At 60.0% G+C, this 24320-nt stretch carries 18 protein-coding genes; 13 read left to right on the top strand and 5 right to left on the bottom strand.

The window, feature by feature from the left end; all coding sequences use genetic code 11:
* Window position 1 precedes the first annotated feature (1 nt).
* The 9 genes from pstC to ABDK06_RS04375 all read left to right on the top strand — a co-directional run bounded on the left by pstC (window position 2) and on the right by ABDK06_RS04375 (window position 9011).
* Entirely contained in the window at window positions 2-1018 is a 1017-nt protein-coding gene (pstC, locus tag ABDK06_RS04335; RefSeq protein ID WP_394939281.1) for a phosphate ABC transporter permease subunit PstC, read from the top strand.
* A 1-nt stretch (window position 1019) separates the two neighbouring features.
* On the top strand, window positions 1020-2321 hold the full coding sequence (locus tag ABDK06_RS04340) for a PstA family ABC transporter permease (RefSeq protein ID WP_394939283.1): 1302 nt from the start codon (window positions 1020-1022) through the stop codon (window positions 2319-2321).
* The gene (locus tag ABDK06_RS04345; RefSeq protein ID WP_394939286.1) at window positions 2318-4042 is read left to right on the top strand and encodes a substrate-binding domain-containing protein; all 1725 of its coding nucleotides are present in this window, start codon (window positions 2318-2320) and stop codon (window positions 4040-4042) included. The genes ABDK06_RS04340 and ABDK06_RS04345 overlap by 4 nt, the downstream gene beginning before the upstream one ends.
* Window positions 4039-4968 carry a sortase gene (locus ABDK06_RS04350; protein ID WP_394939288.1) on the top strand — a complete coding sequence of 310 codons (930 nt, stop codon included), beginning with the start codon at window positions 4039-4041 and terminating at the stop codon, window positions 4966-4968. Before ABDK06_RS04345 ends, ABDK06_RS04350 begins: the two co-directional genes overlap by 4 nt.
* 154 nt (window positions 4969-5122) lie before the next feature.
* Entirely contained in the window at window positions 5123-5947 is an 825-nt protein-coding gene (gene pstB, locus ABDK06_RS04355; protein ID WP_394940795.1) for a phosphate ABC transporter ATP-binding protein PstB, read from the top strand.
* An 8-nt stretch (window positions 5948-5955) separates the two neighbouring features.
* Window positions 5956-6729 carry a lytic transglycosylase domain-containing protein gene (locus ABDK06_RS04360; protein WP_394939290.1) on the top strand — a complete coding sequence of 258 codons (774 nt, stop codon included), beginning with the start codon at window positions 5956-5958 and terminating at the stop codon, window positions 6727-6729.
* Complete coding sequence (locus ABDK06_RS04365; RefSeq protein WP_394939292.1) at window positions 6726-7445, top strand: class F sortase; 720 nt, start codon at window positions 6726-6728, stop codon at window positions 7443-7445. Before ABDK06_RS04360 ends, ABDK06_RS04365 begins: the two co-directional genes overlap by 4 nt.
* Window position 7446: 1 nt before the next feature.
* Window positions 7447-8517, top strand: a complete 1071-nt coding sequence (locus ABDK06_RS04370; RefSeq protein WP_394939294.1) for a PASTA domain-containing protein — start codon at window positions 7447-7449, stop codon at window positions 8515-8517.
* Between the two features lie 134 nt (window positions 8518-8651).
* Complete coding sequence (locus ABDK06_RS04375; RefSeq protein ID WP_394939296.1) at window positions 8652-9011, top strand: UBP-type zinc finger domain-containing protein; 360 nt, start codon at window positions 8652-8654, stop codon at window positions 9009-9011.
* A 73-nt stretch (window positions 9012-9084) separates the two neighbouring features.
* Here ABDK06_RS04375 and ABDK06_RS04380 read toward each other — a convergent pair whose 3' ends face one another.
* Window positions 9085-9840 carry a S1 family peptidase gene (locus ABDK06_RS04380; protein ID WP_394939298.1) on the bottom strand — a complete coding sequence of 252 codons (756 nt, stop codon included), beginning with the start codon at window positions 9838-9840 and terminating at the stop codon, window positions 9085-9087.
* Window positions 9841-10087: 247 nt separating this feature from the next.
* Between ABDK06_RS04380 and ABDK06_RS04385 the strand changes: the two genes are divergently transcribed.
* On the top strand, window positions 10088-10456 hold the full coding sequence (locus tag ABDK06_RS04385; protein WP_394939300.1) for a YidH family protein: 369 nt from the start codon (window positions 10088-10090) through the stop codon (window positions 10454-10456).
* Window positions 10453-10809, top strand: coding sequence for a DUF202 domain-containing protein (locus ABDK06_RS04390; protein WP_394939302.1), 357 nt, complete (start codon window positions 10453-10455; stop codon window positions 10807-10809). Before ABDK06_RS04385 ends, ABDK06_RS04390 begins: the two co-directional genes overlap by 4 nt.
* Here the strand turns inward: ABDK06_RS04390 and ABDK06_RS04395 are convergent.
* A complete protein-coding gene (locus ABDK06_RS04395) occupies window positions 10794-11042 on the bottom strand; it encodes a lipopolysaccharide assembly protein LapA domain-containing protein (protein WP_394939304.1) in 249 nt (82 codons plus the stop codon). The genes ABDK06_RS04390 and ABDK06_RS04395 overlap by 16 nt on opposite strands.
* A gap of 617 nt (window positions 11043-11659) precedes the next feature.
* On the opposite strand from ABDK06_RS04395, the gene ABDK06_RS04400 reads away from it, so the two are divergent.
* Window positions 11660-13285, top strand: a complete 1626-nt coding sequence (locus ABDK06_RS04400; RefSeq protein ID WP_394939306.1) for an aminotransferase class V-fold PLP-dependent enzyme — start codon at window positions 11660-11662, stop codon at window positions 13283-13285.
* Window positions 13286-13457: 172 nt separating this feature from the next.
* On the opposite strand, the gene ABDK06_RS04405 is transcribed toward ABDK06_RS04400, so the two are convergent.
* From ABDK06_RS04405 to ABDK06_RS04415, 3 genes are all read right to left on the bottom strand, one after another.
* On the bottom strand, window positions 13458-14051 hold the full coding sequence (locus tag ABDK06_RS04405; protein WP_394939308.1) for a DUF305 domain-containing protein: 594 nt from the start codon (window positions 14049-14051) through the stop codon (window positions 13458-13460).
* Window positions 14052-14198: 147 nt separating this feature from the next.
* Window positions 14199-14633: a DUF6153 family protein gene (locus tag ABDK06_RS04410; RefSeq protein WP_394939310.1), complete on the bottom strand. Its 435-nt coding sequence runs from the start codon at window positions 14631-14633 to the stop codon at window positions 14199-14201.
* A gap of 254 nt (window positions 14634-14887) precedes the next feature.
* Window positions 14888-22927 carry an SdrD B-like domain-containing protein gene (locus ABDK06_RS04415; RefSeq protein ID WP_394940796.1) on the bottom strand — a complete coding sequence of 2680 codons (8040 nt, stop codon included), beginning with the start codon at window positions 22925-22927 and terminating at the stop codon, window positions 14888-14890.
* A gap of 303 nt (window positions 22928-23230) precedes the next feature.
* Between ABDK06_RS04415 and ABDK06_RS04420 the strand changes: the two genes are divergently transcribed.
* Window positions 23231-23842 (top strand): TetR/AcrR family transcriptional regulator, encoded by a 612-nt coding sequence (locus ABDK06_RS04420; RefSeq protein WP_394939312.1) that lies wholly within the window; start codon window positions 23231-23233, stop codon window positions 23840-23842.
* The last annotated feature ends 478 nt before the right edge of the window (window positions 23843-24320 follow it).

Here is a 24320-nt window from a genome sequence, read left to right on the forward strand (position 1 = left end):
TGTGACCTTACTCCCTGAATATCCAGCACAAGAGATCGCAGTAAAAGCTCGAACGCTCCGTCAGGTACGCGAACCCGCTGATCGGCGGTTCCGAGGCATCACCCGCGGCGGCGGAGTGATTGTGCTCACCGTGATGGTGCTGGTGGGTTTTTTCTTGACCAGCAATGCGATCCAGGCGATCGGCTCACGAGGGCTGGTGGAATTCATCACGACCCAGGAATGGGCTCCGGAAACCAATAACTTCGGCATCGCCGCGGTTCTGACCGGCACCGTCCTGGTGGCAATAGTGGCCTTGATCGTCTCGCTTCCGCTCTCGCTGGGCACCGCGCTCTTCATCACCGAGATCGCCCCGGCCGGACTCAAGCGGACGCTCACCTCGATCATCGATCTGATGGCCGCCGTGCCGTCGGTGGTCTACGGGCTCTGGGGCCTAGCCTTCCTGCAGGTCAATATCGTGGGTTTCAGCCAGTGGCTCTCCACCTGGTTCGGCTGGATACCGATCTTCCGGGTGGACGGCGCAGACCCCGCCAATCCGCTCCCCAACGACGCGCTCTACACTTCCTCGACCTTCATCGCAGGCTTGGTCGTAGGCCTGATGATCGTGCCGATCCAGACCTCGATGATGACCGAGTCCTTCTCCCGAGCCCCGATCGGCGAACGGGAAGGTGCTTATGCCCTGGGCGCCACCCGCTGGGGAGTGATCCGTTCAGTGGTGTTGCCTTTCGGCCGAGGCGGCATTATCGGCGGCACGATGCTCGGCCTGGGCCGGGCCCTGGGCGAGACCATCGCGATCTACTTGATCATTTCGCCGATCTTCCAGATCAACTTTCATATTCTGCAGAACGGCTCGAACTCGGTGGCCGCGTTGATCGCGCTGCGTTATGCCGAATCGAATCAGTTCACCATGTCAGCGCTGATGGCCGCCGGCCTGACCCTATTCATCCTGACCATGCTGGTGAACTTCACCGCCTCGGCGATTATCGCTAAATCCCGCTCCGGCGCAGAAAGCGAAGGCTGAGATGACCAGCACTCAAGTACGCTCCGACTCTGCTGCGGCGAAGCTGGTGAGCACCCAGCTTCCCCGCGAGACCATGCCCGCTGAGGCTCCGCCTCAGCAAAGAGTCAAAGTCGGGCTCTCTCGGAACGACCTATTGACTTCGATCGGTTCGCTTCTAGCCGGCGTCGCTATCGGCTTGCTGCTGAGCGCGGGCCTGGGCCTGGTACCGCTGGGCTGGGCGCCGATCATCAGCTATCTCTGGTTCCTCCTGATCTACACCAGCCTGGTCTTCCTGACCGACCGCGGCCCGGCGGTGAAAAACCGCTTCTGGGCAGTGATCCTCTGGTCGGCGGCGGCAATCGTGGTCGGCTCGTTGGCTCTGGTGATCGGTTTCACCGCGACCAGAGGCTGGGATGTCTTCGGGAACCTCAACTTCTTCACCCAGGATATGAGCGTCGCAGGGCCACTGGCCGGACTGGACAAGGGCGGCATCCTGCACGCCCTGGTCGCCACCTTGGAACAGATCAGCATCGCGCTGCTGATCAGTGTTCCCCTAAGCCTGACCACAGCCATCTTCCTGAACGAGGTGGGCGGAAAGTTCGCCCGCCTGGTTCGTACCATCGTGGAAGCGATGACTGCGCTGCCCTCCGTGGTCGCGGGTCTGTTCATCTACGCCGCGGTAGTCGTCGGCATCACCAAGCAATTCAATGGCTTCGCGGCCGCCCTGGCCATCACGGTACTGATGCTGCCGATTATGATCCGCTCGGCCGACGTCGTCCTGCGCTTGGTACCGGGCAATCTACGGGAGGCCGGAATAGCTCTCGGGGCGGGGCAATGGCGAGTGGTCTTACACGTGGTGCTGCCCACGGTCCGCTCCGGCCTGACCACGGCGATCATCCTGGGCACCGCCCACGGCATCGGTGAAACCGCTCCTGTGCTGCTGACCTCCGGAGTGACGAACAATCTCAATTTCGATCCGTTCAACGGCCCGCAGACCTCCTTGCCTTTGGCCGCTCTGGAATTCGTCAAATCTCCACAGCCCAATATGATCGCCCGCGGCTTCGCCACAGCGGCTTTCCTGCTCTTCGTGGTGCTCGTGATGTTCATCATTGCCCGCATCATCGGCGGTCAGGAAGCTGGCAAGCTCAGCAACGGCCAACGACGACGTCGCGCCCGCAAGTCTCGGGCCACCCTTTCCAGGATCGAGGAGGCCGCGGCGCTCGCCTGGGCTGAGCAATCCGCCCAGGACGCACACAGTCCGTCCCAGCAAGACCCCTCTGCTCCGCATCTCTCTGCCCGGCAATCACAGGAACCAACGTCATGACATCATCTTCGCGCTCTCAGCGGTTCAATCGTCAGTCAGCCGGAGTGCTCGCCGCACTGACCGTGATCCTGACCTTCGGTGTGGTGCTCGCGCCCCCGGCGGCGGCCCTGGATCGGGTCTCCGGAAACGGCTCATCCTGGGCCGGTAACGCGGTGAACCAATGGGTCACCGACGTCAAAGCTCAAGGCCAGACCGTCGACTTCACTCCGGATGGCTCCTCCTCGGGCCGGAAGAACTTCGCCACCGGATTGAGTGACTTCGCGATCTCGGAAATTCCTTACCGCGGAGATACCGCTGATAAGCAGGACACCAATTTCCCGAACTTCAAATACTCCATGCTGCCCGTGGTTGCGGGCGGCACATCCTTTATGTACAACGTCAATGTCGGGGGTAAGCGGTTTGAGAATCTCAAGCTTTCCCAGGAGGCCCTAGCAAAGATCTTCAGCGGGCAGATCTCCCAGTGGAACGACCCGGCGATCGCCAAGACGAACCCCGGCATCGCCTTGCCTGCGCAACGCATCACCGTGGTGGTTCGCTCCGATGGCTCGGGCGCCACCGCGCAGTTCACGCTCTGGATGCTCCGCCAGTACCCGCAGCACTACGCTGCGCTCTGCGCAAAAACCCACTGTAATCCGAAGGCTGCCACGAGTTATTTCCCCTATCAGGGTCTTGCCAACTTCACCGCGCAATCGGGCTCCAACGGAGTGACCACCTACACCACGAACACCCCGTACACGATTAACTACGACGAATTCTCCTACGCCAAGGGCGTTGGCTTCCCGGTGGCGAATATTCAGAACGCCGCAGGTTTCTACACCGTACCGACCGATACCGCGGTCGCCGTGGCGCTCACCAAAGCGGTGATCAACAATGACCCGAATTCCGCGAATTACCTGAGCCAGGATCTCTCTCAGGTGTACTCCTACGGAGATCCTCGGACATATCCGATCTCGGCTTACTCCTATATGATCGCGCCCGCTCAGCTACAGGGGAATTTCAGTAAAGGTAAGGGCGCAGCGCTCGCCAGATTCGCCAGTTATTCGCTCTGCGAAGGGCAACGCACGATGGGCAGTCTTGGCTACTCGCCATTGCCGATGAACCTAGTGCTGGCGGCCATGGAGCAGGTACGGAAGATTCCCGGAATCGATGCTGAGACGACAGCCAAAATCTCCGCCACCGAGCAGAGCGCTAAAACGAGCTCCGGTAACCCCTGCAATAACCCGACCTTCAAACCCGGGGATAAGCCGAACATCAATCAGCTGGTGCGCACGGCGCCATTCCCCGACGGCTGCGATGCGCGTTGCCAAGCGCCCTGGACCGGGGCGTCCGCGGCGGCCAATGGCGGTCCCGGATCCGGCCCCGGGGCCACAAAGCAGGACAACACTCCCGCTGGACCCAAGAACAACAATGGCCCGGCTGGCACCAATGGTCCGACGGCGGGTTCGAAGACCTCCAAAGCCCCCACCGCAGCCGGTGCACCCGCTGCGGGGAATTGCGATCCGGATACCGGAGAGTGCTCCGGCGGCGGCACCACTGACTCCGGATCGGGTGAGCCGGTAGCCGCAGTGCCCCTGGTGCTCGCCGGGGAAAATGGCTGGGGATCCCCTCAGACCATGCTCATCGTGGCGGGCATCATCCTCTTGGGCCTGCTGCTGGCTCCCCCGCTGACCGCACGGTTGGTAGCCGGCCGGCGTTCCGGCTCCGGAAGTCGTAAACCATGACGGCACTGCTGGACCGGCCTCAGCACGAGAGCCAGACCCCACCGGTGCGAGCCGCCGCGGTACAACCCGCCCCGGTGACTCAGAAATGGCAGTGGGACCTCGGGCTGGGCCTCAGGATGCTGGCCATCGTCATCATCGGCCTACTGCTGAACCTGGTCTTTGTCTCGCAATTGCAGCACACCACTTCTCAGACCTCGCTTTTCCATCAATTGCGGCTGAGCCTTGCCGAAGGCTCGGTTCCGGTGGGTGAGAAGGACTCCGAGGGGAAATGGGTTGTCCCCGGCACCCCGGTGGCACTGCTGGAAATTCCCCAGCTCAATCTGTCCGAGGTCATCGTCGAAGGAACGACTTCTTCCCAGACGGCGGTCGGCGTCGGCCACCGTCGAGATTCGGTGCTTCCCGGGCAATCCGGCACAGCGGTTCTGATGGGCCGTTCAGGAGCCTATGGCGGGGTGTTCTCCAGCCTTCGGAATCTCAAAGCCGGGGATCGCTTCGTGGTAACCACCGGTCAAGGCAAGTTCACCTATCAGGTGATGGGCTCCCGGCTGCCGGGAGATCCGCTGCCGCCCAAGCTCGCCAAGGCAGAAGGTCGGATCACTCTGATCTCAGCCTCAGGCCCGGCGTTCCTGCCCAGCCAGATACTGCGAGTGGACGCGAAACTCGTCTCAGAACCCGCGCCCCGGCCGGCCAAGACCATTTCCGCCGAAGCTCTGCCAGGCTCTGAGCAAGCCATGGCGCAGGATACCTCGGGGCTCTTCGGCATGATCCTGCTGCTGCAACTCCTGACCGCGGCCGCAGCAGCCGCCGTCTGGAGCTGGAAGCGATGGGGAAAGTGGCAAACCTGGCTCGTGATGACCCCCATCCTGCTGCTGCTCAGCATTCTCACCGGAGGGCAGATCAATATGCTTTTGCCGAACCTGCTGTGACCGAACCCGGTCACTTCGCCCAGTGCACCGGCACTTAGAAAGGAAACCCATGCGCAGAGCTGAACCGTACCACGACCAACTTCCCTCGCCCGCCGCCGTCCCAGCCTCCGAGAGCATCGTTGCTGAGCAGCCTGCACCGGGCTTCGGCTCCTTGATGCTCGACGATCAGGATCTCTGGACAGAGGAGAGCGCAGATGGCAATGGCCCGGCTGAGCTGCGCGCGGAGAACATCAGTGCCTGGTTCGGCGATCACAATGTGCTCGACCGAGTCTCTTTGACGATGGCGGCGGGCAAGGTCACCGCACTGATCGGCCCGTCGGGCTGCGGCAAATCGACCTTCCTGAGGATTCTCAACCGGATGCACGAGATGATTCCCGGTGCTTCCCTGGCCGGTGAGGTCAAGCTGGACGGCGAAGATATCTATGATCCGGGCCGACGGGTCACTGCGGCCCGGCGCAATATCGGCATGGTCTTCCAGAAAGCCAATCCGTTCCCGGCAATGAGCATTTACGATAATACGATCGCCGGGCTCAAACTGACCGGTCTTAAAGCCAGCCGTGATGAAAAGGACTGGCTGGTCGAGGATTCGCTGCGCAAAGCTTCGTTGTGGGAAGAGGTCAAGGACCGGCTGCACCAACCCGGAGGCGGGCTCTCCGGAGGCCAGCAGCAGCGACTCTGCATCGCTCGCTCGCTCGCGGTGGCTCCCCGGGTATTGCTCATGGACGAGCCGTGTTCAGCCTTAGACCCGACCTCCACTCGACGCGTGGAGGAAACCATCGAATCGCTGCGCGAACAAGTCACCATTGTGATCGTGACCCACAATATGCAGCAAGCTGCCCGTGTCTCCGATCATTGCGCGTTCTTCCTGGCTGCCCAGAACACCCCGGGCGTGATCGTCGAGCACGGAGACACCCAGGCGATGTTCAATCACCCCCGGGACGAGCGAACCAGCGACTACGTCAACGGTCGTTTCGGCTAGGTCAGCGGATGAAAGCTGTTTTCTCCACGCTGCTCGCCATCGCGGTCGTGCTGCCCGCCGGGGTCTGGCTCGCCACCCTTCAACAGGCGTCAAGCCACCCCGTTCCGACGGCGATCGGTGCTTCCGGGATGCCCGGCTCCGGCGATCCAGCGGCTCCGGACCAGTCCGCGGATATCTCGGCGGCCGCGCCGCAGGCTTCAGCCGGAGCACAGCACAAGGTGCTGTACGTCGATCAGCAGTGGTTGCAGCAGATCTCAGCTCGTACCGGCATCTCTCCCCGGGCGCTCAAGGCTTATAGTCAGGCGACACTCAATCAGGCGTGGCATTCCCCGGCTTGCCACCTGGGCTGGAACACGCTGGCTGCCATCGGCTATCTGGAGTCCGCTGATGCGACAATCGGCGGTAAGCAGTTGCGTCCCGACGGCAGTGCCTCCGAAAAGATCATCGGTCCGGCGCTGGACGGCGAGCATTTCGCCAAAGTACTCGATACCGACGGCGGCGCCCTGGACGGTGACCGAGTGTTTGACCGTGCCATCGGCCCGCTGCAATTCCTCCCGGCGACCTGGGCACAGTATGGAAAGGACGGTAACGGCGATGGCCTCGCCGACCCGCAGAACATTGACGACGCCGCCTGGAGCGCCGCGGCCTATCTCTGCGCATCGGGTACCGATCTGAGGAATGCTGAGGCTTGGAACGCTGCCATTCTGGCCTATAACCCCTCGCAGGATTATCTGCACAGCATTCTGCAGCGCGCCGATCTCTATGCGGAACTCGCTCGATGAACCGCCCGCGCTCGCTCCGACTGTTGGGGCGGGGAACACTGATCGGCACACTCGCCATAGCCCTGGCGGCGCTCTCTGTGGTCTGCTGGAATTTATTGGCACCGGCGGCGGAACCGAGTGCCACCGCGACGTCGAACATCTCGACGCAGCGGCCGTCCGCGTCTTCTGCTACCGCCTCTGAGCCTTCCGCGGGCCCTGCCGTCCCACGCCCTTCGCGGCCCGACGCCGCAGCTCCACAACCTGCCGCAGACCAGCCGCTCAGGGTTCAGTTGGGCCGCCTGGGCTTGGATTCCTCAATACTCCCGCAATCGAACCCTGCCGGTGGCCGCTTCAATCCGCCCACCGTCTCCTACACGTACTGGATGTCCGATTACGGCGCACCCAGTGCCCAGAGCGAGAACACGGTATATCTGATCGCCCATTCCTCAGGGAATGGCTACGCCGTCTTCAACCCCCTGCTGGATCTGCAGAAGCACAACGGGGCGGTTCGGAAAGGCGATGAAATCGTCGTCAGCACAGCACAGGGCAGTTACCGATATCTGGTCAGCTCAACCACCGTATACGACCAGAAAACAGTGGCTCAGCAGCCCGAACTCTGGGAAAAGCACCCCGGGCGGCTCGTCCTGATCACTTGCTTTCAATACAGCACCACTCTCTTTTCCGGCAAGAACTATGTGGTGTACGCGCAGTTCGCCGGGAGCACGGAGGGCCGCTGAAATGGTCAAGGACAGCACAGATCAGCTACCCGTCATCGTGCCCATCACCGCCCAGCTACCGGTTGTTCCGATCAGCCCGGCAGCTTCGTTCGCAGCGACGCCGCAGCCAGCTACCGTGAGGCGGCAAAACCACAGGCCGCCCCGAACCCGAACTCCCCAAGCCAGAACTCCCCAAGCCAGAACTTCCCAAGCCAGAAATTCCTCCAAGACAAAGCGGCGCTGGGGCGTTCCCTTGCTGCTCGGCGCACTGATCATGGCGCTCGCCCTGACCGTCACCGGCACTCTGAATGGCTGGTTCGCGCCCTTCCTGGCCGCAAGTTCAGCGGGTGCCAGCTCCTTGCTCGCGGTTCCAGCTGTGAACGGTCAGAGCCCGGAAGAGGCCACCGAACTGCTGGAAAACCAGGGCTTCAAAGTGGGTGGCCATAGCCGGGTCAGCAGTAACAGCGTCAAAAGCGGAAAGGTCGCAGGCACCGAACCAGCGGTCGGGAGCTTGCTCGGCAAAGGCGCTGTGGTCAGTCTGCTGGTCTCAACCGGCCCGGCTCTCACCGAGGTTCCAGCGCTGAAGGGCCTGACCCTGGAAGCCGCACAGCAGATGCTCGCCCAGGCCGGGCTGGCGATCGGTCAGCCCTCGGCTCAGAACTCATCGCTTCCGGCGGGAAGCATCCTGGAAAGTTCCCCGCCCGGTGGCAGCAGAGTGCCCCGGGGCAGCAAGGTCTCGCTGCTACTGGCCTCGGGCTGGACGGTGGTCCCGGGTGCACTGGTGGGCGGCACCGTCGACCAGGCAGGCGAGATCCTCAAAGCCGCTGGACTCGTGGTCCAGGAGAAGTTCGAAGCCAGTTCCGCGGCAGCGGGAACCGTTCTCGGGCTCAGCCCTGCCGAGGCCTCCCCCGTCGCGGTCGGCGGAACCGTGGTGCTGCTGATTGCCCGGCCAAGCGTTCCGAGCCCCAGCCCGAGTACCGTCTGGGTGACCGCCAAACCTTCCAGCACGGACGACGCCGGAAAGCCGCCTAGCAGTCCCTCCCCTGGCCCGTCCCCGAGCCTAGGCCCTGATGAGCCACCCGGTGATCGCTGATTCCCCGTGGTGCAGTCCGATGCCGAGTTGAGACGGATTGGTTAGGCTGAAGAGACAGCCTGCTGGCGACGCCGTCAGCTAGCTGACTGCCCTGAGCTCATTCGAGTTCGCGCTCGCTTCAAAGGAGAATCGCAATGGCTTCAGATCTGATTCCTGGCATCAATCCGCAAGCGGAACCCAGCGGCACCGGTTGCACGGAATGCCTCTCGGAACCGGAAGGCTGGTGGGTGCATCTGCGCCGTTGCGCCGAGTGCGGTCATATCGCTTGCTGTGACAGCTCACCAGCCCAGCATTCCAGCGCTCACGTGGCTAAGACCGGGCATCCGGTGATCACCAGTTTTGAACCCGGGGAAGACTGGTTCTATGACTTCACCACGGAGGCCTTCAGCTATGGCCCCCGATTGGCCGACCCTCAGTCGCACCCAGTTGATCAGCCGGTTCCCGCCCCGGCAGACCGTGTGCCGGTGAATTGGGAAGAACTGATTCACCGCTGAGTCGGCAAACACAACAGAGAAAGCCAGGGAGGGGCGCCGGCCTGAGCCGACACCCCTCCCTGGCGAAGCTGAGCTACTGCGCGGAGACGCCGCTCACGCTCTGGATCCAGGAAGCCGAAGCCGGCACCGAAGCGTAGAGCACATTACCGTGCGCATCACCGATGTCGCTGGAGGACACCGGGCCTGAGCAAACGCCGACCACCTTGCCGCCGATCACCAGCGGGCCACCGGAGTCGCCGTACAGAGCCTGCCCATCGATGCCCTTATGAGCGATCGCCGGGCCGGGCCAGTGACTGCTATCCAGGCCGGTCACCTGCACCACGGCGGTCTTGAGTTGAGAAGCTGCCGGGCCGCTCACGGTCTCCCGGCCCCAGCCGTAGATATTGCCCGAAGCGCCGACGCTCGGGTTACCCGCACCGAGCGTGGCATAGCTGCCTTGGAAGGCGCTCTTCAGCTCCGCCAGTGCCACGTCACCGCTGCTCCACTGGGCCACTCTCTTGACGCCGATCGTGGTGCCCTGGCCGCGGGTTGCGCTACCGAGCTTGAAGGTGATGGACGAGGCGCTGACATTTTCAACGCAGTGCTTGGCGAGCAAGACCCAGGTAGCGGAAATGATCGAGGCGCTGCAGTTGAACGAGCCGTTGACATACTGTTGTGCCGCGTAGGGGACCGTGGAAAAGTCGGCGACGCTGCCGGCAATGATCTCGGGAGCGGGCCTGACCGCTGCCTTGGCCAGCGGCGCAACCGGAGTTGCTGAGGCGGTAGCCAGTCCGCTCAAGGACAGCGCAGCCGCGGCACTCAATGCAGCGGCAAGACGGATCAATTTCATCGTGGACATTCCTTCGTTCGTTGGGACTCGGGTTATTCCAGCGCTTAACTGCGGGGGTCGCCGTTAAGCGAGATGCTCACTGTAGGCCGCTGCACCTGAAAAGAACCTGCCGATAAGCTCAAAAAACTCTCCCAAAAATCCTAAACAGGCAGTTTTTTCGTTGATTCTTCGCTGATTTTCGGGCAGGAACCTGGGTTCTAGATAGGCTGGTGGTCTAAATTCCTTCCAGCGATTCAGGAGTTCAGGGATGCCTTCCGAGAACGAACGCCGTTTCCCCAAAGCTCTCTACGAGACCGGGCAGGAACCGGATCCGCGCTTCTCGCTGGCCAATGAGAGAACCTTTCTGGCGTGGATCAGAACTGGGGTGGCGCTCATTGCGGCGGGCATCGCCATCGAGGTCTTCGCCAGTTCAGTGCATTCCGGATTGCGGCTGGCAGCCGCGATCATCCTGATTCTTGCCGGTATCGGCGCACCCGTCCAAGCCTGGTTTGGTTGGCTTCGCAACGAACGCGCCTTGCGCAATTCCACCCCGCTGCCCGCGCCTAAGCTTTCCGCTCCGCTTGCCGCCGTCGTCGTCATCGCCGGACTCCTCGTCCTCGTGGGCTTCTTTCTATGACAGCTGATCCGCCGGATCGGCTGTTCGACCCGGGCCTCCAACCAGAACGCACCGTACTTGCTTGGCAGCGTACGGCCCTGACCCTGTCGGTCGGCGCGGTGGCCATCGGCAGGGTGCTTCTGCCAGTTATTGGCATCGCCTCGTACGCGCTGACTTTCCTGGGCTTGGTTATCGTCTCACTGCTGTGGACCGAAGCGGGTCGGCGCTATCGGGCGCTGAATCACGCGCTGCTCAGCCCGGTACCAGCGGCACCACCTGGCCTGGGCCGGCTTGCTCTGCTGTGCGCCTCGGCTTGCCTGCTGCTCGGGCTGAGCGCCTTGGCCTTCCTGCTCAGTCGCTATCTGTTGTTATGACGCCGATTCCTGACCAGATAGCCGACCAGCGCACCGACCACCAAAACCGCCAGCAGGGTCACCCACAGTGGCGAGGAAAGCCGCCACCACAGCAGACTGATGGTGATGGTCGAGGTGTTCTGAAAGATGAAGACGACCACCACAATCACCAGTACTATGGCCAGCCATTTTTCTTTCAGGAAGCGGACGACGGCGTTCTGCTGAGTCGGTGCGGACCCCGGATTCGATGACATTTTCAGCCTTCCTCAAGACGGTCTTCGGTTATAGCCTACGTGCTTCGGGCATCCGGAGGCTGATCAGAGCCGGTGCACGACCGCCTTGGGCAACTTGAACATCCTTCCACTGAATCGCTCCACCGGATCCTCAACAGATAGATCACCACCCGCAAGACTTTCCCAACGAGTATCCGCACCCCGGGGCTTCCAACGGCTACTCATCGATAATTTCAATAATTCAATTTTTATCGATCAAATAGATTTCGATTTTTCGCAAATACAGATTTTTTCGAATGGATAAGCAAAATTAAATTCGATGACATTGCAGACTCGCCGACTCTCTGAAGAACAGGCACACGTTTCGCACAGCACGTGCTTCGCGCAACTTTTCACACACGCTGGATTCTGTTTTTAAAGCCGAGCGGCCCCGTGGATACAGGGATCAGCGGGGTCTTCCACAATGCTTTAAACCAGGTAGCGGCAGCAGTATTCGCCCTTGCTCTTCTGCTGAGAATGTGCGGCGGTAAACCTGAGGACTGATTTGCCTGATATTCAAATAAAGCCAATACTGTTCATGCATCATGTTAATTTGTGGGTCCGAAAAGTCCCTACGCGAGCCCCTGCCAAGGATGACTGTGTCCGACAAGTCCCCAATATCAAATAGCTACCCAGCCACAGTTGAAGGTCCTTTTGGCCTCAAGCATTTGCTCTATGCAGACTTCACAGCCTCTGGACGCCCCCTACCGCGCATCGAATCCTTTATCCGTGAACGGGTTCTGCCGTGGTATGCGAATACTCATTCCGATGCTTTCGCCGCCCAGAAGATGTCGCGACTGCGGGAGCAGGCGCGTACCGCGATCGCCCGTTCCACGCACGCCGATCAAACTCAGCACTCAGTGATCTTCACCGGCTCCGGAACCACCTCCGCGATCGCGAAATTCGCCCAGCTAATAGACCTGACGAATACTGTGACTCAGGAAGAGCTGCCTCCCGTGGTATTCATCGGTCCTTACGAGCACCATTCCAATGAGCTGGTCTGGCGGGAAAGTCGGGCGAAAGTGGTGCCGATCGGCGAAAACGCCGACGGCGGGATAGATCAGAAGATGCTTGAGCGCGAACTCGTCCGCCACCGAGACCATCCTCTTCTGCTGGGCTCCTTCTCCGCCGCTTCGAACGTCACCGGCATGCTGAGCGATGTTCCCGGTATTACCGGACTGCTCCATCGATACGGCGCACTTGCCGCCTGGGACTACGCCGCAGCGGGTCCGCACCTGGCGATCGATGTCCAGGGCTCTGAGACATCGGGGCACCTTGATGCTGTTTTCCTTTCTCCGCATAAATTCCTCGGCGGTCCAGACACCCCGGGCGTACTGATTGTGAATCGGGAGGCGGTGACCCGGCAGATCCCGACGACTCCTGGTGGTGGCACTGTCACCTTCGTCTCGCCCCGCCATCATCATTACGAATCACGTCTGGAAGTAAAAGAAGAAGCAGGCACTCCAGCGATCATCGGAGCGATCCGCGCCGGCCTGGCCTTCATGGTGAAGGACGAGCTGATCGCTGAGGGAATGGAATGCCGCGAGCAGCAGCTCGTGCAGGACGTGATGCGAAGGCTTCAGGAGATTCCGGGAGTTCGCATCCTGGGAAATCCAACGAGTGAGCGGCTCCCGATCATCTCGTTCGTGATAGCGAACGACTCCGGGCATTTCCTGCATCACAATCTGGTCGTGGGGATGCTGAGTGATCTTTTCGGCATTCAGGCAAGGGGCGGCTGCTCGTGTGCGGGCCCCTATGGACACCGTCTGCTGGACGTTGACGACCAGCGATCGGCGGCTTTCGAAAAGGTCGTCTTGCAAGGCTTGGAAGGAATCAAGCCGGGCTGGACCCGGCTGAGCCTTTCCGCAGCAGAACATAGCGCCGAGGAAATCGACTACATCATCGCCTCGATTGAGCTGCTCGCACGCTATGGCGACAGGCTGATCACCGAGTATCGATTCAATCCCCGCTCCGGTAGCTGGACCCATCGCAATGCAGTCAAGCCTTCGCAAAGCGAACTTCGTGAGTTGTTTTACGAACCGGCTGAGCGCAGCTCAGCGGAGACTCCGGCGGTTGAGCTGCCCGGGCTCGCCGAACAGCTCGCCGCGGCAGAGTTATTGCTGAGCAGCCTTCCGCTAGCCACGCCCGCTCAAGCAGTCATCGACCCGGCTTTCGATGAACTTCGCTGGTTTCCGCTGCCCGAGCCGTGCCTCACCACCGAATGAACTAATCGGTAGCCCTGGCCGTTGCAGCAGCGAACTCCGACGCGCTGGGTTGATTACCCCTGCCTCAGCGACCCGAGTGGTGGGACGGCTGCCTCGCAGTGCGCCCGCCACTCACCCCATCATCCAGAGCGGCTGATGGGGTGAGTGGCCTCGGCCAAGGTCTCGCAATCGCTCAGAGGCTGCTGAGGATCTTCTTCATTTTGTCGATTTCGAGTTGCTGATCTTTGATGATGTTCTCAGCTAACTGCACAGCGGCGGAATCTTGGCCATCACTCCGTTCTGCTTTTGCTGACTCCACGGCTCCCTGGTGATGGGCGATCATTTGAGTCAGGAACAGCTTCGTGGCGGCTGTTCCGGTCGCCGCAGACAGGGCGTTCTTCTCGGCGTCGCCCATCATTCCCGGCATTGCCATCATTCCTGTCATGGCTTCCGGTTCACTCCAGGAAGCGAGCATGGTTTTCATTTTCGCGATCTCGGGCCCCTGAGCAGCTTTAATCGCGGCGGCCAGATCCAGCACTCGCTGATCGATCCCAGCTTTCGCGAGGATCGTGTCGCTCATTTCCACTGCTTGCTGATGATGCACGATCATCATTTGCGCAAACATCGTGTCAGCACCGTTGTGTTTTGTCGGCGAGCTGCTGCTACTCATCGGAGTTGAGCTGTGATCCATACCCGGCATGGATGATCCAGCGGAGCCGGTAGAGCAGGCCGCTAAGCCAAGGGCAGCTGCAAAACAGATGGACAGCAAGGTAATTTTCTTGTTCATCAGAATCCTTAGTTGAGGGTAAACAGACAGAAGCCATCTCTTTGATGGTTCACCAAGAGATGGGCCGTGAGAGCCCACGGCCATGAGAGCTATTGTGAAAAAGTGACCCTTGAAAAGGTCACAGTGCCGCTCTAAAGCAGTGCCGGTCTAAGTACGACTGATGGACAGCTGATGTAACGAGGGAGGCGGCGGATCCACGCTCTTCGAGGGCAGATTCGCGGGGTTTGGTGAGCTCCCCGAGGTGTAGGCGGGGAACGAAGAGCCCGCCGGGGCTGCCAGCTGAGGCCCGGAAGGGATGAGCGGCGTGCAAGAAGGTGTGGCTGACATCCGGTCATCGCACTGAGCAGCACAAGAGCACGAATCATTTTCCAGCGAAGCCGGGATAGCAGATCCTTCAAGCAGTGAGAGGTGACCGGTCAACTGTCCCGTTGACTCCGCCATCACTGCACTGGTATTGGTTCCATGCCCCATCGTCATCGAGTGCATCGCGAGCAGTCCTACGCTGACGGCGATAACGGCCAGCAGCCGGAAGATCAGCTGCTGCCCGAACCGGGGCGCTGAACTCTCGGGAAGGAATCTCACTATTGCTGCTCTCATAGGGCGCGGTCGAGCATCGGACGATCACTCGTGATGCCGCCCTGAGTCAGCAGTGGCATCCGTCGAAAATATACCCCATGGGAGTATCCACATCAACCGCACCAGGGGGAGATATCAGAGGGGAGATATCAGGTCGACAGAGAGTCCAGCACAAAAGAGGGTCGTGTGCCGCTGTTGATCCAGCGGTACACGACCCTCTCCTACTTACTTGCAACGAGCAGCTAGCTCACCCGTGGTTGTCAGGCGCGACGCCTCCTGGTGAACCAGAGAACTGATGCACCAGCCAGCATGAACAGAGCGGCACCAATGCCCATCGGCAGGATTCCGTTCGCACCAGTGTCAGGCAGGTTCGGCTTCGGCGGAGTAACCGGGGTTACTCCCGCCGGAACAAAACCGAAGTCGACGTTGGTGGTGGTCTGGCCGATCAGCACACTCACCGGTCCGGTGACCTGAGTCGGCTTGGAGCCGGCCGGAGCGCCAGTCACTGTGACCGTGTATCCGTCGCCTGCGGGAACATTGGTGAAGATGTAGTTTCCCTTAGCATCGGTCTTGGTCCGTGCAATTTCCTTGCCGTCGCTGTTCTTCAGGATCACAGTGACTCCAGGCAGCCCGGGCTCGCCCGGATCCTGCTTATTATTGCCATTGCGATCATCGTAGACAGTTCCGGTGAGTGAGCCCACGGGGTTCGCCAGACCAGCATCAATCGTGTTCTGGACCTCTCCCGGTGCCACAGTGAACTGCGCTGTAGCGCCCTTCAGATCAGCGTTGGAATCATTGTCCGCAGCCGGATCAGTACCCTTCTTGACGAACACCATGCCGGTCGGCGCGGTGAACTTCACCGAGTAGGTTCCCGGGATGACATTCGTGAAGGAGTACTTGCCATCGGGGCCGGAAGTTGTGGTAGCCACAACCTTTCCACTCTTGTCCAGCAATTCCACCTTGACTCCTGGAATGCCTGGCTCTCCGGGATCTTTGACCCCGTTGCCGTTGCGATCCAAGAAGACGGTGTCACCGATGGTCGCAGGAGGCACCACACCGGCGTCAATGTTCTTGACCGCATCGCCGGAGGCAACAGTCACCTTCGCGATACCGCTGGTATTACCCGGCGAAGGAACGGCGTCCGAGTCCTTATTCGGATCGGTGCCCTGCTTCGGCTGAGTCAGAACCTTACCATCCGGCACCTTGAAGCTGACCTGATAGTCGCCAGGAGGCAGGTTGGTGAAGTTGTACTGACCGTCGGGACCCGTAGTGATCGGCTGAACCGGATTGCCATCGGCGTCCTTCGCCGGTTGGCCGTCCTTATCCAGCAGGGTCACCGTAGCACCAGGGATTCCGGGTTCATCAGCATCCCTCACGCCATTGCCGTTCTTGTCGTCGAAAACGGTAGAGCCGATGGATGCCGGAGTGAAGACCCCAGCGTCAACCGTGTTATTGATCGCTCCGGAGTCCACCGTGATCGGATCGGTGCTGCCATTCGGATTCGGATTCGAATCGTTATCAGCAGCCGGATCAGTACCCTTCTTAGTGAACTTCGTGCCGTCCGGGGCAATAAACTTCACGGTGTAAGCACCCGGAACCAGGTTGGTGAAGGAGTAGACCCCGTCAGCGTTTGTCACCTGGTCGGCTACCGGGTTGCCGTCAGCGTCCTTAACCGGATTCCCATCCTTATCAACAAGCTGAACAGTAACTCCGGGAACACCAGGATCAGTTGGGTCCTTGACTCCATTGCCGTTCTTGTCCTCGAAGACCTGGTTACCGATGGTGGCCGGCTTGAAGAATCCGGCATCAACGGTGTTATCGGTCATCCCCGAGTTCAAGGTCACCGGATCGGTAGTGCCGTCCGGATTCGGATTGGAGTCGCCGTCCTTAGCTGGATCAGTGCCCTTGGCCGTGAGCTTGGTGCCCTCGGGTCCGGTGAACTTCACCTTGTAGTTTCCTGGCGCCAGGTTGCCGAAGGAGTACTTTCCATCCGCTCCCGTGGTCTGCGCAGGGACTGGCTGACCGGACAGATCGGTGACCGGGGTGCCATCGGCGTTCAGCAGTTCCACCTTCACACCGGGCAACCCGGGCTCGCCCTCATCCTGAACTCCATTGCCGTTGGTGTCCTGGAAGACCTGGTTACCAATGGTGGCCGGAGTGACCAGACCAGCATCGATGGTCTTATTGTCGACGCCGCTCACCACGGTGAACGGATCGGTCTGACCGTTCGGATTCGGATTCGAGTCCTTATCAGCCGCTGGATCCGTACCCTTCGGAGTGAAGACCGAACCATCGGGTGCAGTGAACTTCACCGAATAGGTGCCAGGAACCACATTGGTGAAGGAATACTCCCCGTTCGGGCCGGACGTGGTGGTTGCCACCACGTTGCCGTCCTTGTCCAGGAGGTCGACCTTCACCCCGGCCAAGCCGGGTTCGCCGTCGTCCTGCACACCGTTGCCGTTGACATCGGTGAAGACAGTGTCACCAATGGTGACCGGTTTGAAGACACCCGCGTCGATGGTGTTATTCGGCGTACCCGAAGTGAGAGTCACTACATCGCTCGTGCCGTCCGGATTCGCATTCGAATCATTATCGGCAGCCGGATCGGTTCCCTTCTTAGTGAACACCGTGCCATCGGGAGCGGTGAACTTCACCTTGTAGCTACCGGGAGCCAGGTTGTCGAAGCTGTACTTGCCCTCCGCACCGGTGGTGATCGGCGCAACATCTGCACCGTCCACGTCCTTAGCGGGTGAGCCATCAGCGTTCAGCAACTCGACCTTGGCACCTGCAATACCCGCCTCATCGGCGTCCTTGACTCCGTTACCGTTGGTGTCCTCGAAGACCAGGTCTCCGATCGACGTCGGTTTGACCAGGCCGGCGTCAACCGTATTCAGAACCTGACCAGGAGCAACCGTCACCGGAGCGGTGGTGCCATCCGGATTCGCATTCGAATCGTTATCGGCAGCCGGATCAGTGCCCTTCTTAGTGAACTTCGTACCCTCGGGGGCAATGAATTTCACCGTGTAGGTGCCGGGAACCAGATTGCTGAAGGAGTAGGTCCCGTCAGCGTTTGTCACCTGGTCGGCTACCGGGTTGCCGTCAGCGTCCTTGACCGGATTTCCATCCTTATCGAGGAGCTGCACCGTAACTCCCGGTACCCCGGGATCAGTTGGGTCCTTGACGCCGTTTCCATCCTTGTCCTCGAAAACAGAGTCTCCGATGGTCGCCGGCTTGAAAAGCCCAGCGTCAACGGTGTTGTTCTGCTCTCCCGAGGCCAGCGTCACCGGATCGGTAGTGCCATCCGGATTCGCATTCGAATCATTATCGGCAGCCGGATCGGTTCCCTTGCTGGTGAACTTCGTACCCTCAGGTCCGGTGAACTTCACCTTGTAGCTGCCGGGAGCCAAGTTGCCGAAGGAGTATTTACCGTCGGCTCCTGTGGTCTGCGCAGCAACCGGTTGACCGGACAGATCGGTGACCGGGGTGCCGTCGGCGTTCAGGAGTTCCACCTTCACGCCCGCCACACCGGGCTCGCCATCGTCCAGCTGACCGTTTCCGTTGGTGTCTTCGAAGACCTGGTTACCGAGGCTTGCCGGGGTGACCAGACCAGCATCGATGGTCTTATTGTCGACGCCGCTCACCACGGTGAACGGATCGGTCTGACCGTTCGGATTCGGATTCGAGTCCTTATCAGCGGCTGGATCGGTGCCCTTCTTGGTGAAGAACGAACCATCGGGTGCAGTGAACTTCACCGAATAGGTCCCGGGGACCACGTTAGTGAAGGAGTACTCCCCGTTCGGATCGGTCGTGGTGGTTGCCACCACGTTGCCGTCCTTGTCCAGGAGGTCGACCTTGACGCCCGGCAAACCGGGTTCGCCGTCGTCCTGCACACCGTTGCCGTTGACATCGGTGAAGACAGTGTCACCGATGGTCACCGGCTTCACCAGACCTGCATCGACGGTGTTATTCGGCGTACCCGAAGTGAGAGTCACCACGTCGGTGGTACCGTCCGGATTCGCATTCGAATCGTTATCGGCAGCCGGATCGGTTCCCTTGCTGGTGAACACCGTGCCATCGGGGCCGGTGAACTTCACCTTGTAGCTACCAGGAGCCAGGTTGTCAAAGCTGTACTTACCATCCGCGCCGGTGGTGATCGGCGCAACATCTGCGCCGTCGGCATTCTTGGCTGGTGAGCCATCAGCGTTCAGCAGCTCGACTTTAGCACCTGCAATACCGGGTTCGTCGGCGTCCTTGACTCCGTTACCGTTGGTGTCCTCGAAGACCAGGTCTCCGATCGACGTCGGCTGGATGAGCCCGGCGTCAACCGTGTTCAGAACCTGACCAGGAGCAACCGTCACGGGATCAGTGGTGCCGTCCGGATTCGGATTCGAATCGTTATCAGCAGCCGGATCAGTTCCCTTCTTAGTGAACTTGGAACCATCGGGGGCGGTGAACTTCACGGTGTAAGTGCCTGGCACCACATTCGTGAAGCTGTACTTGCCATCCGCATCGGTGGTCACGGTCTGCACGGTGTTTCCAGCGTTGTCGACCAACGCTACCGTCACTCCTGGGACGCCGGTCTCGCCGGGGTCAAGGGTGCCGTTTCCGTTCAGATCGGTGAACACGGTGTCACCGATGGTCGCCGGTTCCACTAGGCCTGCATCGACGGTGTTGTTCGTCTGCCCTTGCCCCAGTTCAATGGTGTCGGTGACACCATCCGGGTTGGCGTTCGAGTTGTTATCCGCTGCAGGATCGGTTCCCTTGCTGGTGAAAATCAGACCGTCAGGAGCGGTGAACTTCACCTTGTAATTGCCCGGCAACAGGTTGCCGAAGGAATACTTGCCGTCGGCACCCGTGGTCTGATCCGGTACAGGCTGCCCATTGGCGTCCTTTGCCGGCTGGCCGGCCCCGTCCAGCAGACTGATCTTTACGCCCTGAACCGGGGTGTCGCCGTCGTCGAAAACACCATTGCCGTTCTTGTCCTGGAAGACCAGGTCACCAATCGAGGAGACCTTGATCAAACCAGCGTCAACGGTGTTGTTGTCCTGGCCCGAGGTCAGCGTCACAGGAGCTGTGCTGCCGTCCGGGTTGGCGTTCGAGTCGTTATCGGCTGCCGGGTCGGTTCCCTTGGTGGTGAACACCGTGCCAGCTGGCGCGGTGAACTTCACCTGGTAAGAACCCGGTGCCAGATTGCCGAAGCTGTACTTGCCATCGGCGCCCGTGGTCACCGGAGCAACAGGGTTACCGTCAGCGTCCTTAGCCGGTTGGCCGTTGCCATCCAACAGAGCAACTGTCACGCCCGGCACAGTCGGCTCACCGTTATCGAAGGTGCCATTGGAATCAGCATCCTGGAAAACCGTGTCACCGATGGTGGCCGGCTGGTAAACGCCAGCGTCAAGAGAGAGCTGAGACTTACCGAGTTCGACGGCGAAGGGCTGGCTGACGCCCGTTCCGCTCACCACCGAGGTGTCCTGTCCATCAGCCGGAGGCGTGGTGGGTGAGAACTTATACGGCTTGTCAGCAGTGGGAGGCGTCACCGTGATGGTGTACCCCTGACCCGGTGGCACATTGGTGAACAGGTACTTGCCGTTGGCATCAGTGGTCTGAGTTCCAACCACCGCCCCGTTGGCATCCTTAAGAACCACGGTTGCCCCGGCCAGACCGGGTTCACCCGCGTCCTTTGTTCCATTGCCGTTATTGTCCACGAAGACCGTATCGCCAACGCTGGACGTCGGAACCAAACCGGCGTCGACAGTATTGTTATTCGTTCCTGCGGTCAGGGTGATGACGTCCGTAGTACCGTCCGGATTCGCATTGGAATCATTATCTGCCGCCGGATCGGTGCCCTTCACGGTGAAGCTCTGTCCAGCCGGAGCAGCGAACTTCACCTTGTAGAGACCAGGTGCCAGATTGCCGAAGTTGTACTTGCCATTAGCATCGGTGGTCGCCGCAGCAACATCGTTACCGGCAAGATCCTTGACCGGCTGACCGTTCTCATCGGTCAGCGTGACAGTGACTCCAGCGACGCCGGTCTCCCCGCCGTCGAGCACCCCGTTGGCATTGGTGTCCTGGAATACAGTGTCACCGATGCTCGCCGGAGCGACGAAGGAGAAGTTCACATTGCCAGTGGTCTGATCCTTGGCAACGGTGATAACACCCGAGGTGGTGCCTGGGGTCGCCGTTGCCGGGTTCCCGTCGTTGCCCGGCCCCGCTGTGTCGGTGCTATAGGTAGGCACCGTATTTGCGGGCGGGTTGTTGACCTTGACCTTATAGGAGCCCACCGGAATGTTAGCGAAGCTGTAGTTGCCATTGGCATCGGTGGTTTGGGTCAACGGGTTACCGTCTGGGCCGTTGACCGGATTTCCATTCTGATCCAACAGAGCGACGGTGATCCCTGCCAATGAAGTATCAGGAGCACCCGCTGGCTTATTGCTGCGATTGCCGTCCCCATCGGTCCAGATCGTTCCGGAGAGGGTTCCCTTCGGGAACACCAACCCGGCGTCAATGGTCAGATTGTCAACACCGGCTGCCACAGTGAAGGCGTCCGAGGTACCCGGATCACCCAGCTGAGCTGGCGGATTGATATTGGAATCCTTATCAGCAGCTGGATCAGTGCCCTTTGTGGTGAAGCCTGCACCGGCCGGCGGGGTCACCCGGATCTTGTACTGTCCGGGTTCTGCGTCGAAGGAGTAGATGCCGTCCACGCCGCCGACGTTCGCGGTCGTGGTGGTGGCGACGACGGCGTCGTTAGAGTCAAGGAGTTCAACCTTCACGCCGTTGACACCGGGCTCGCCAGCGTCTTGAACACCGTTCTGATTGGTGTCATTGAAGACGGTGTCGCCGATCTTCTGCGAGGCCAGGGCGATGGGCCAGTCTTCGACTTCACCGACTCCGGCACCACCGGTGGGGGAAGTGGCGGGGTTGGTTCCGGTAGCCGGGTTATAGCCGACACGCAGCCGCATGAAGCTGGATCCCGCGGTAGTGCCAGCGGGAACAGCGAAGCTCAGTTGCGCGGTGGTGGCGCCGGGCGCAAGCTGTGCACAAGCACGCTCATTAGCCTGGAAGGCGCCGTCTTTATTGAAGTCGATCCAGCCACAGGCTTGACCCGCAGCAGTTACTCCGCTGACCGGAACCGTGACCGTGTAATTGGGCTGCGAAATATTAACCGATGGCGGGCCTGCCGGGCCGAAAGCGTCATCGCTATCCCCGGTACCAGCGGCGCCAGCATTCGGGCTGGCCGCAATATTAGCGTTCGGATCGATGCCCTTATCAGCAGCATCAACGGTGGAGGTGCTGCCAAGGGTGAGCGGTCCAACAGTGGCGTAGGCGGCGTTGCCTGCATCGTAGCTGGCTGGTGCATCCCCGTAGTCCTGCTGGGTGTCGAAGCTGATCAGGACGCCTTCTGGCGCAGCAACGCCGGCACCGACTCGGTTCTGGGTGGCTACCTCGAAGCCCAAGACCAAAGTATCGAGAGTGCCATTGACGACGAACGAGCCACAGCCGCCGCCTGTCTGAGCACCAATTTTTCTACCCGAATCAGTGGCTACATTTGGTGCACAACCGGCGTCGCTGAAGGTATTGCTGTCTTCAAGCCGTTTGCCACCCTGAGTAATGATTGGCTGATCGGTACCATCTGGGTTTGTGGCTGCACTGAGCTTAGTGAAAGTAGCGTTAACGGGGGCACCAGCGTTGCTAGCACTCGCGATGCTCGGCTGCCACTGCGCAGTCGTGGCCGCGACGACCTGATTAGCAGGATCTGTACATGTACCGCCAGTACAACGAACGGAACTACCGCCGATATCGCCGACGTTGAAAATCGGATTCGTCACCGGCTGATTGAATTTAATCGTGACCGTGCCAAAATCACACAGTCTTCCAGTGCCGACCTTACAAGTTGTTGGACTATCATCCGGGTTTGTGCCGGTGGGACCGGTTTGCACGGAGATGATGGCCTGCGAAGTGCTAGGGCGCTGACCGATCGGGGTGAAATTCACGCTTCCTACCCCGTTACGCGGGGCCGCCAAAGTCATCTGCTTGCCGTTGGATTGAATGGAAACGTTGTAGTTCAAACCGGTTTGGCCGTAGGCAAAGGTCCAGGTGTTTCCAACCTGAGTTCCGGAACCGGCTGGAATCACCAGCTGTGCTTCGGCGGGTGAGCTGAGCACCAGCCCTGAGACTCCCGCCGTCGTCAAGGCAAGCAACAAAGCCGCTGCGAGCGCAACAAATTTCTGCCAGAAGCGTTTGACCGAAGAGAATCTTCTCCCTCCCGCTTCCGGCGTTGAACCCTTATCTGTAAACATACTCACTCTAGTCACTCCCTTGATCTCCCCCGGTATTAGGTCCGATTTTTAGGAATAGCTCCACCGGGTGCACAGTGTTGAGAAAAGCTACTATCGGGGCTTCGACAATCCTCCCCCTGTCAGTAAACCCCTGATTGTGATTTATCTGTGAATTGCCATCATGAGCCTATAGGGAAACCCTGCTGGCCACCAGTGTCATGTAATGCATTGTGACCAAAGGGTTAGCTGAGCGACTTGACTGCGCGGAAAACTTCGAATCTGTAGCGGCCTGTTCTCGCGGTCTGACTGAGGTAGATTCAGAACATGGGCAGGAGAGTCAATGGGCTGGACGCCAGGCAGCGTGAAACACTCCGCAAAGAGTCGATACTCGATGCTGCTCTCACGTTATTCGCCGAACGGGGATACTCCAGTGTCTCTATCGAGGAACTTTGCCGTCACGCCCATGTGAGCACGAAGAGCTTTTACCTCTCATTCCAAGACCGCGAAGAATGCTACCTGCTGTTGATGCGCAGAACCGCCCAGCGGATCAAATCAGAGTTCCTGGAATTCCTGGACACCGAAATATCAGAAGCTGCAGACAGTGAAACCCTGCTTCTCAAGGCTCTTGCCTCAGCCTTCGGCGACGACCAACGTTACGGACTAGTGCTCTTCGGCAGGGGTTCAGCCACCACACCAGCGGTCGAAAGAGAACGAAGGATCAATCGTCGATGGGCGGCTTCTTTTCTCACCGAAATCTGGTCGAGACTACTACCTGGCGTTGCCATCCAAGCGGGCGTGGCAAGCGGGGTGATCGGCGGTTTTTTCAACATCATCGCTGATTGGATCAGTGATTTAGTGGAGCTCGAGGACGCCGATACGGTTGAGCTATACACTTCGCTCAGCAATTTCTATGACGTCGTCAAACCCGGGAAATAGCGGCATTGAGCCACTGAAAAGAACCACCCTCAAAGACAGCGATGATTGAAGAAAAATCTTTACGGAAAATTTCTCTTGTTTTAATTGCGGTATATATGGTTAACTAATCCAGATCTCTGCAACGTCCGAGAATCGCCTTCGAGGGGAAACTCCGTCGAAGTTCTCCGTTGCTCCGATCAACCATCGACAAGCCCAACTTCAATATCGCTCGCCTCGGCAGCCTACTTCTGACTGCGCTCCGCGCTTTCAGGACATTGGGGGAGAGGCTACTGCGGGCGGGATTAGGAAGGGCTTGTCGGTGGTGGCGTAGCCGTTCCGAGTGGCTGCGGCGCCATGCTGTGGTGATCCCACCGCTGCGGGCAGGCGAATCATCAGCTTTTCTCAGCAGGTGCAGACAAGGGCTCCAGCACGGAGAACTCCTCACCCCGCCGCAAACACCGCTGCAGAACAGTGTTAAGATCAGCATGCGCGATGGCGC

Source organism: Psychromicrobium ferritrahens (assembly GCF_043789415.1).
In the GTDB taxonomy this organism is placed as follows: domain Bacteria; phylum Actinomycetota; class Actinomycetes; order Actinomycetales; family Micrococcaceae; genus Renibacterium.